Source organism: Mesorhizobium sp. B2-7-2, assembly GCF_006440775.1.
Classification (GTDB): Bacteria; Pseudomonadota; Alphaproteobacteria; order Rhizobiales; family Rhizobiaceae; genus Mesorhizobium.
In genome coordinates, this window is the sequence record NZ_VFTZ01000053.1 from 1 (window position 1) to 8,473 (window position 8,473).

Annotated in this window: 8 protein-coding genes; 3 read left to right on the top strand and 5 right to left on the bottom strand. The window is 64.9% G+C overall.

Annotated elements, in window-relative coordinates:
• Positions 1 to 287 precede the first annotated feature (287 nt).
• The 5 genes from FJ425_RS31280 to hemP form a co-directional block, all read right to left on the bottom strand.
• Positions 288 to 1,076 (bottom strand): heme ABC transporter ATP-binding protein, encoded by a 789-nt coding sequence (locus tag FJ425_RS31280; protein ID WP_140727885.1) that lies wholly within the window; start codon positions 1,074 to 1,076, stop codon positions 288 to 290.
• A gap of 7 nt (positions 1,077 to 1,083) precedes the next feature.
• Positions 1,084 to 2,181: an iron ABC transporter permease gene (locus tag FJ425_RS31285; RefSeq protein WP_140627177.1), complete on the bottom strand. Its 1,098-nt coding sequence runs from the start codon at positions 2,179 to 2,181 to the stop codon at positions 1,084 to 1,086.
• A gap of 6 nt (positions 2,182 to 2,187) precedes the next feature.
• The gene (locus tag FJ425_RS31290; RefSeq protein ID WP_140727887.1) at positions 2,188 to 3,081 is read right to left on the bottom strand and encodes a hemin ABC transporter substrate-binding protein; all 894 of its coding nucleotides are present in this window, start codon (positions 3,079 to 3,081) and stop codon (positions 2,188 to 2,190) included.
• A gap of 11 nt (positions 3,082 to 3,092) precedes the next feature.
• Positions 3,093 to 4,154: a hemin-degrading factor gene (locus tag FJ425_RS31295; RefSeq protein WP_140727889.1), complete on the bottom strand. Its 1,062-nt coding sequence runs from the start codon at positions 4,152 to 4,154 to the stop codon at positions 3,093 to 3,095.
• Positions 4,155 to 4,222: 68 nt separating this feature from the next.
• Positions 4,223 to 4,429 carry a hemin uptake protein HemP gene (gene hemP, locus FJ425_RS31300; protein ID WP_040981784.1) on the bottom strand — a complete coding sequence of 69 codons (207 nt, stop codon included), beginning with the start codon at positions 4,427 to 4,429 and terminating at the stop codon, positions 4,223 to 4,225.
• A 200-nt stretch (positions 4,430 to 4,629) separates the two neighbouring features.
• Here hemP and FJ425_RS31305 point away from each other — a divergent pair, with 200 nt between their 5' ends.
• The 3 genes from FJ425_RS31305 to FJ425_RS31315 all read left to right on the top strand — a co-directional run bounded on the left by FJ425_RS31305 (position 4,630) and on the right by FJ425_RS31315 (position 8,358).
• On the top strand, positions 4,630 to 6,849 hold the full coding sequence (locus tag FJ425_RS31305; protein WP_140727891.1) for a TonB-dependent hemoglobin/transferrin/lactoferrin family receptor: 2,220 nt from the start codon (positions 4,630 to 4,632) through the stop codon (positions 6,847 to 6,849).
• Positions 6,850 to 7,042: 193 nt separating this feature from the next.
• Positions 7,043 to 7,999, top strand: a complete 957-nt coding sequence (locus FJ425_RS31310; protein WP_140727893.1) for a TonB family protein — start codon at positions 7,043 to 7,045, stop codon at positions 7,997 to 7,999.
• 44 nt (positions 8,000 to 8,043) lie between these two features.
• Positions 8,044 to 8,358: an antibiotic biosynthesis monooxygenase gene (locus tag FJ425_RS31315; RefSeq protein ID WP_140727895.1), complete on the top strand. Its 315-nt coding sequence runs from the start codon at positions 8,044 to 8,046 to the stop codon at positions 8,356 to 8,358.
• The last annotated feature ends 115 nt before the right edge of the window (positions 8,359 to 8,473 follow it).

Here is an 8,473-nt window from a genome sequence, read left to right on the forward strand (position 1 = left end):
GCTGGGGTTTCAACACGGCCAGTTTGGCACATTCGATGCCGCAAGGGGCCGTCCACCCATCATTCTAGGGCGGAGCAAGGAGCGCAGCGACGCAGCGCAGACCCTAGAATCCATTCCGTGACGTTTCAGTCCTACAGCGATGCAGAACTGGCGTTGGCGCCAGCGCTCCTTTCTGGATCGCCGCATTCTTCGGCTGATGTAACGGAATGGATCCTCGGGTCTACGCGTCCGCTTCGCTCCCGCTCCGCCCGTGGATGACGAAGGTGGGAAAGTCCTCGCGGCCAAGTCTACGCTGCCGATTGCGGCAACACGAACGGCATGTTCGAGGCAGGCAAAGCACCGACCCTGAGCCGGCAGTCGAACACCCTCTCGATCAGCTCGTCGTTCAGCACGTCCGTTGACGACCCCGCGGCGGCCAACTGGCCACCGTGCAGCACGAAAATTCGGTCGGCATACATGGCCGTCAAATTGAGGTCGTGCAGGATCGCCACCACGCCGCCGCCGCGCTGGGCGAAATCGCGCGCGATGTTCATGATGATGAGCTGGTGCTTGATGTCGAGGCTGGAGACCGGCTCGTCGAGGAAGAGGTAGCGCGGCCGCCCTTCGAGCACCGGCGCCCAGACCTGGCAGAGCACGCGGGCAAGCTGCACGCGCTGCTGCTCGCCGCCGGAAAGCTCCTGGTAAAAGCGGCCGGCGAAACCGCCGAGGTCGACACGCGCCAGCGCCCGCTCGGGCAAACGCGCATTCTCGCCGGGCAGCACGCCGGAGCGCCCGCCGATCAGGCCGAGGCGAACGATCTCGCGCACGGTGAACGGGAAGGACAGCGCCGTCGATTGCGGCAGCACCGCGCGCAGCGTGGCTGCCTCGACCGGCTTCATGGCGGACAGGTCGCGGCCGTTGAGGGTGACGGTGCCGGTATAGGCAAGCTCGCCGGTCAGCGCCTTGAGCAAGGTCGTCTTGCCGGATCCGTTCGGTCCGACGATGGCCGTCACCTCGCCGGGCCGCGCCGCGAAGTTGACATTGGACACGATGCGCTTGCCGCCAATCGCCACCGAAATGTCGCGCGCTTCGATCATGGCGAACTCACAGATCGACGACGCCGCGCTTGCGCAGCAGGATCCAAAGGAAGAACGGCGCGCCGGCGACCGCGGTGACGATGCCGATCGGCAGTTCGGCCGGCGCGACGATGGTGCGGGCGACCGCGTCGGCGACGAGAAGCAGCGATGCGCCGAGCAGGGCCGAGGCCGGCAGCAAATAGCGGTTGTCCGGACCGATCGCCAGCCGCAGCACATGCGGCACGACAATGCCGATGAAGCCGATGCCGCCGCTGACCGCGACCGAAGCGCCGACCGCTGCCGACACCGCGACGACTGCCGTGTATTTCAGCCGCTGCACCGCAATGCCGAGATGGCCCGCGGTCGCTTCTCCCAGCGCCAGCGCGTTGAGGCCGCGCGACAGGAACGGCATCGCCGACAGCGCCAGCACGATCACCGGCCCCACGGTGCCAATCTTCGGCCATGTCGCGCCAGCCAGCGAGCCGAGCTGCCAGAACGTCAGGTCGCGCAGTTGCCGGTCGTCGGCCATGAAGATGAGGACACCCGTCAGCGCCATGGCAAGAGCGCTGATGGCGATTCCGGCAAGCAGCATGGTGGCGACCGACGTCCGCCCCTGGCGCGTGGCGACGGCGTAAAGCAGCAACGTCACCGCGAGCCCGCCGAAGAATGCCGCGAGCGGCAAAGCGAGCGTGCCCAGCGCAAGCGTGACGGGCGCAAGCCAGGTCGTGCCGACCACGATGATCGCCACCGCACCGAGACTGGAGCCGGCGGAGACGCCGATCAGGCCGGGATCGGCAAGCGGATTGCGAAACAGCCCCTGCATCACCGCGCCGCAGACGGCCAGCGCTGCGCCGATCAGCACGCCGAGCAGCACGCGCGGCATGCGGATGTCATAGACGATCAACTGGTCGCGCGCGGCCAACGCCGCGTCGGCAGGCATGGTGCCCGTAAACCAGCCGCGGATGACGCGGACCGCGGAGGCGTCGGAAGCGCCCGACGTCAGCGACAGGAACACGCAGAGAGCGAGCGTCACACACAAGAGCAGGATGACAAGCCTTGCCCGGGCCGAGCGGTCGCCATCGGCTGCCATCGCCCGGTCCGCGCCGGCAATGGATTGTTCGGCCATCGCCGCTCAGTCCAGGACCTGGTTGCCGTAGAGCGAAACGGCAAGATCGCGGATGGCATCCGCCGTGCGCGGCCCGAAGCCGAGCAGGTAGCCGCCCCCCATGCTGGTCATCTTGCGGTCGGCGCCCGCCGGTGTTGAAGCGACGGCAGGGTTGGCGAACAGCTCCTCTTCCGAGATCGGCGGTCCGCCGCCCTTCATCGTCAGGATGACGTCCGGCCTGGCGCTGACGATCGCCTCGTCGGTCATCGACTTGTAGCCGGAAAAACCCTCTACCGCATTGACCGCGCCAGCCAGCTTGACGATGCCGTCGGCCGCCGTGTCGCTGCCCGCGGCAAGGATCTTGCCGCCCTGCGTCGACAGCACGAACAGCACGCGCTTGCGATCCTTGACCGCAGCCGTCTGCTTTTCGGCCGCCGTGAGCTTCGCGTCCGTTTCGGCAACGAGCTTCTCGGCCTTGGCCCCGACCCCCAGCGCTTTTCCCACGACGCGGATCTTTTCGAGGATGCCCTCATGATTGTAGCGGTCCGGCACCTCGATGAACGGCACGCTCGACTTCTTCAGCACGTCGACCGCTTCTTTCGGGCCGCTGCCCTGCAGCGCCAGGATTCCGGTCGGATTGACCGACAGGACGCCCTCGGGCGACAGCGCGCGCATATAGCCGACATCCGGCAGCTTCGCCGCCGCCTCGGGATAGTTGCTGGTTGAGTCGCGGGCGACGAGGCAGCCTTCCTCGCCGAGCGCATAGACGATCTCGGTGATCGAGCCGCCTATGGAGGCGATCCGCGAGCTGTCCGAAAAGACAGTCGTGCCTTCATCCGCCGTGGCCGGCTGAATGGCGACGGCAAGCAGGACGCCGAGCATCGGGGCAAGCGCCGCGCGGAAACTGAGAGCAAAGCGCATTGGGTGCTACCTCATGCAGCGGTCGGATTGGGAATGCGGGGCAGGTTCTCGGCCAGAAAACGCCAGTCTTCCCGCTCGCCTTCGCCTTCATGGCGCTTGCCGAAGAACTGGATGATCATGCCGCCATTGGCGTCATAGGCCTCCAGCGAGGTGACATGGCCGTCCTTGGTCGGCTTGCGCACCGCCCAGACTTCGCGGATGTGGTCGGTCCTCAGATGCAGATGGAAAGTCTCGTCGAGAACGTTGAGCCACGGCCCCATCGGCTTGACCGACTTGATCGGGCCGGAATGGATCTGGATGCAGCCGCGATTGCCGACGAAGCACATGATCGGCATCTCGCCTGCCGCAGCGTGGTGGAACATGGCGCTGACCGCGTCATTGTCGAGCAGCCAGGCATAGTCTTGGCCCACCATGCGCACCGCCTCGCGGCGGCTGAGCTTCAGCGTCTTCAGCATGCCGAAGAACTGATGCACGTCGGTAAGCCGGCTCCAGCGGTCGCGCAGATCGCCGATCGAGGCAGCCGAGCCCTGCCCTTCATCCTCTCCTTCCGCGGCGCTTGGGAGGATCGCGACGGTCGGTTCCTGGTTCGACGATTCGAGGCTCGCCACCAATTTCTGGTGGGCATAGAGATTGGATGCGGGCCTCAGATGCACCTTGTGCACCGCCTCGCCGGCCGCGTCGAAGAACTGCAGGCTGCGGCGGATCTCGCCGCCGTCGCGCTTTTCGACGGCAAAGCCATGCATCCAGGCCTTCGGGAAGATGCGCAGGTCGATGTTCTCGCCAAGCACCATGGCGTTATGGTTGCCGGTGACGACCTTGTCGTAGACGCCGATCTTCTCGTGCACGGCGCTTTCGTTGCGCGTCAGCGCCATCACCTCGCCGACCGCCTCGAGCCCGGTCAGCAGATCGTTGACACGCGGCTCGACGCGGACAGTGCCGAAGCCGCAGTGCGCCGCGACCAGTTCCGCTTCCGAAATGCCCAGTTGCGCCGAGAGATCGCGCTCCCGCATTTTCGGATTTTCTTCTCGCGCCCGCCGGATTTCCTCCGGCGACGGCTTAACGCGCTGGTCCATTTCGTCCACCTGCAATGTCTTCCACCCGTGCTGACTGATATGTGCTGGCCTAACCCCGCCGGTTCCGGTCACTTGTTGAGGATCAGCTTGCCCTGGCGGGTGATCTTCAGGCGGTAGAGCGCGCCGTGATGCTCGATGCCGATCTCGTGCTCGCCCTGGAACAGCGTGTTGCTGGAGAGCGTCCTCACCGCCAGCGGCACGCGTTCGTAACGCATCTGCGTGTCTTCCGGGCGGCGGACGCGATAGCGGAAATCGTTGGGATTGTGCGTGTTCATCGGGTCGGTCCTTTCCTCTGACGGCCACCTTGGCCGCAGCCTCTCAAAATGCCGATTCAATTCTTGACTCGAATAATCATGTTTACTAGTCAGTGCATTACCGGAGTAAATTAGTCAACATTTAAGACGCCGGATGTGATCAAAAATGCGAGCGAGCCACCGGCCAGCCAGCTACGAGCCTGAAAATCTGGAGTTGGGGCATGGAGTTGGTGACTTGGGGACGGACGGGCCTGGCTGGCGATAGCGTGGGGCCGGGCTTCCGATCGATTGCAAAGACAATCGCCGCATTAATGGCCGGAGCGGCGGCGATTGCGCTCAGTGCGCCCGCCGCGCAAGCGCAGCAGGCCGCGCAGACGGCGGTCAACCAGCAGCAGTCCGATCAGAAAAGGCAGGCTGACGAGAAGGCCGCGGCCGACGGAACGCTTCTCGACAAGATCCTCGTCATCAGCCGCACGGGCGAAACCGCCATCCAGTCGCTGGCTTCCGCCAGCCATGTCGATCAGGAGCAGCTCGACCGCCGCATGGCGACGACGCCGAACGAGACGCTGCTCGGTGTTCCGGGCGTCGCCGTCCAGGCCGACGCGCGGCGTGTCTCTTCGAGCATCAACATCCGCGGCCTGCAGGATTTCGGCCGCGTCGCGGTGATCGTCGACGGCGCAAGGCAGGACTTCCAGCGTTCCGACCACGGCACGCAATCGACCTTCTATGTCGATCCCGAGCTGATCAAATCCGTCGACGTCATCCGCGGACCCACCGCCAACACCTATGGCTCCGGCGCCATCGGCGGCGTCGTCTTCTTCGACACCAAGGACGCCGCCGATTTCCTCAAGCCGGAAGAGACTTGGGCCGGCACGCTGACCGGGCGCTATGAAAGCAACGGCAAGGGCTGGACCACCAGCGCGACCGGCGCTTACCGGATCAACGAGAACTGGGATGTTCTCGGCAACATCGTCTATCGCGACTACGGCGACTACAAGAACGGCGGCGGCGACACCGTTGCCGGCACCGGTTTCGATGTGCTGAGCGGCCTGCTCAAGACCACCATACGCCCGACCGAGAACAGCGAATTGAAGCTCGGTTGGGTCGGCTCGAAGGACGGCTGGACCGAGACTAGCGGCGGCGTGCCGACCAACGATGTCGACCTCAAGTCGAACACTTTCACGGCTCGCTACAACATCACCGACGACGCCCGGAGCTGGCTCGACCTCCACATCAACGCCTCCTACAACAGAACCAATCTCGACCTGACCACGCTCACCGCGCAGAACCGCTTCGATCCGGTCACCGGCCTGCCCGTGGTGCTGCCGGTCGGCTCGCTGTCGACGTTCGATGTCGGCACGACCGGCATCGACATCTGGAACACGTCGCGCTTCGAGACGGCGAGCGTCGCGCACGAACTGACCTATGGCGGCGACTGGGTCGGCGACGATGTCGATACCGGCGGCAGCGCCGGCGGCGACTCCTTCTACACGCCGTCGGGCAAGCGCAACGTCTCCGGCGCCTACATCCAGGACAAGCTGACCTGGGAGTGGATCGAGGTCATTGGCGGCCTGCGCTACGACAATTACAGCCTGAAGGACGATACGAATGAGGCGTCCGGCGACCGAGTATCGCCGCGCATCACCGTCGGCGTTTCGCCCCTCGAAAACACCGGCCTGGCCGGCCTGCAGTTCTACGGCACCTACGCGGAAGGCTATCGTTCGCCTTCACTGACCGAGACGCTGATCAGCGGCAACCATCCAGCCGGCGTCAGCTTCCCGTTCCTGCCCAATCCGAACCTAAAGCCCGAGACCGGCAAGACCGTCGAGTTCGGCGTCAACTACCAGCAGAATGACATCATCGAGGGCGGCGACGCGCTGCGGCTCAAGGCTGCCTACTTCCACAACAACGTCGACGATTACATCGACGGCGTGACGCTCTCGCCCTTCGATCCGACCAGCGGTTGCCCGTTCGGCCCGGGCATTCCGATCTGCTTCCAGTACCAGAACTTCGCCAAGGCCAAGATCAATGGCTTCGAGCTGGAAAGCGTCTACGACGCCGGCTGGGGCTATGCCGGCCTGTCGGCCTCCATCATCGATGGCCACACCATCTCGTATGAAGGCGAGCGCGCCGACCTGGCCACCATCCCCTCCTCGCAGGTGACGGCCCAGCTCGGCCTACGCTTCCTCGAGGACAAGCTGACCGTCGGCGGCGAGGTGCAGTATAACGGCAAGCCGAAGGGCAATCCGGTGCCCAAGGACTTCACGCTGGTCAACGCCTTCGCCAGCTACCAGGCGACGGACAATCTCAAGCTCGACTTCCGCGCCGACAATCTGTTCGACGTCAAATACACCAACCCGCTCAACGGAGGCACGACCGCTGTCCTCTACGAACCCGGCGTCACCCTGAAGCTGGCGGCAACCATGCGCTTCGGAGGCTGAGGAATGAATAGCTTGACGGCATCGCTTCGCCTGCTGACCTCGGCGTTTGCGATGTCGCTTGGCCTGGCGCCGGCGTGGGTACAGTCCGCGCCGGCCCCCGTCTCAGGTCCGGCCCGCCTCCGGTCCGCCATGGGCGGCAACCGATCTTGATTTGACAATTCCTTGTCGCGTGCGGCAGGTCTCGGCGCGAGCCATGCAGGATATCAATCACCCTTCGGATGCAGGCAGTGAACCGGCGATCAAGCCGGACGCGCCGCTCATGCAGACGCGGCAATCCGCGGGAGACCGCAGATGGGCAGTGGCGATCGTCGCCTCCGGCCTGCTCCATGGAGCCGCCGCGGCGGCGTTTCTGATCGCACCCGCGGGGACATTCGATCCTGCGGACGCGATCAGGGCCGAGGGCGCCGACCAGTCCGGCGACAACGTCATCGGCAGCGCCTTGGACGACCAGGCGTCCGGCGCGGTGGATGTTACCCTGGTGCCGGATCCGCAGCCGGCAAAACGCCAGGCCGCAAAACCCGCTCCGCCGGCCGAGGCGCAGCAGCCGGCAAGTGAGCAAGTGGCGCGCCAGCCTCCGCCGGAAGCCGTCAACGAGCCGGCCCCGGACTTCCTGGCGGCCGCCACACCGCGCCAGGATGATCAGAGCGTCTCCATGGACAGCAAGCCGACGCCCGCGACCGAGCCGCAAATCACACAAGCGCCTCCTGCGGAGCCCGAGCAATCGCCGGTCCCGAGCGCGTCACCGAGCGCACCAGCCGGATCGGCGGGGCCAGGCGAAACCGTTGAACCGCGAGGCACGGCGGATGGCGATACGCGCGACGCGCCGGTCGTCGCCAGCAAGGGCAAGAAACAGGCCGCCGGCAATGCGCTGGAATCCCGCTACAGCGGTGAAATCCAGAAGAAGCTTGCCCGCGCCAACCGTCGCGTTTCGAAATCGATCCAGGCCAAGGCTCGCAACAATGCCAGGGTGGTTTTCGTCGTCGCGGCCGACGGCAGCGTCAGCGATCTGCAGCTCGCCGAAAGTTCAGGGTCCGCCGAGCTCGATCAGTTCGCTTTGACGCTGGTGCGCAAGCAGGCACCGTTCCCTCCCATTCCACCCGAGACCGGAAAATCGAGTTGGGTGTTCAAGGCGCGGATCGGCCCTTTTTAGAACCCTCGCCATCCCAACAATTCGTCCCTTTCGAAAGGAAGCCAATGTACATCGCCATGAACCGCTTCAAGGTCCAGAACGGCTCTGAACAAGCCTTCGAGGACGTCTGGAAAAGCCGCGACTCCAGCCTCTCCGAGATGAAGGGTTTCAAGGAATTCCACCTGCTGCGCGGTCCGGTCAACGAGGCCGAGGGCTATACGCTGTTCGCCTCGCACACGGTCTGGGCAAGCCAGGAGGATTTCGTCGCCTGGACGAAATCGGAAAACTTCCGCGCCGCCCATCGCAACGCCGGCGGCTCGAAGGTGCACTATCTGGGCCATCCGCAGTTCGAAGGCTTCTCGGTCGTCGAAGGCGCTTGAACATGCCTTTGCCAACGAGATTTTTCGCGCCGGCAGGTGGCACTGCACAGGGATTTTGACCGGTCGGCTCTGTTTGCGTTGGCAGGTGGCATGCGTTGGAGATTGGCCGAAACGC

Bases quoted from the DNA above. Each gene is read 5' to 3' on its own strand.
- FJ425_RS31310 (WP_140727893.1), top strand. From the start codon at position 7,043: ATGCAGGATATCAATCACCCTTCGGATGCAGGCAGTGAACCGGCGATC.
- FJ425_RS31285 (WP_140627177.1), bottom strand. From the start codon at position 2,181: ATGGCCGAACAATCCATTGCCGGCGCGGACCGGGCGATGGCAGCCGAT.
- FJ425_RS31290 (WP_140727887.1), bottom strand. From the start codon at position 3,081: ATGCGCTTTGCTCTCAGTTTCCGCGCGGCGCTTGCCCCGATGCTCGGC.
- hemP (WP_040981784.1), bottom strand. From the start codon at position 4,429: ATGAACACGCACAATCCCAACGATTTCCGCTATCGCGTCCGCCGCCCG.
- FJ425_RS31295 (WP_140727889.1), bottom strand. From the start codon at position 4,154: ATGGACCAGCGCGTTAAGCCGTCGCCGGAGGAAATCCGGCGGGCGCGA.
- FJ425_RS31305 (WP_140727891.1), top strand. From the start codon at position 4,630: ATGGAGTTGGTGACTTGGGGACGGACGGGCCTGGCTGGCGATAGCGTG.
- FJ425_RS31280 (WP_140727885.1), bottom strand. From the start codon at position 1,076: ATGATCGAAGCGCGCGACATTTCGGTGGCGATTGGCGGCAAGCGCATC.
- FJ425_RS31315 (WP_140727895.1), top strand. From the start codon at position 8,044: ATGTACATCGCCATGAACCGCTTCAAGGTCCAGAACGGCTCTGAACAA.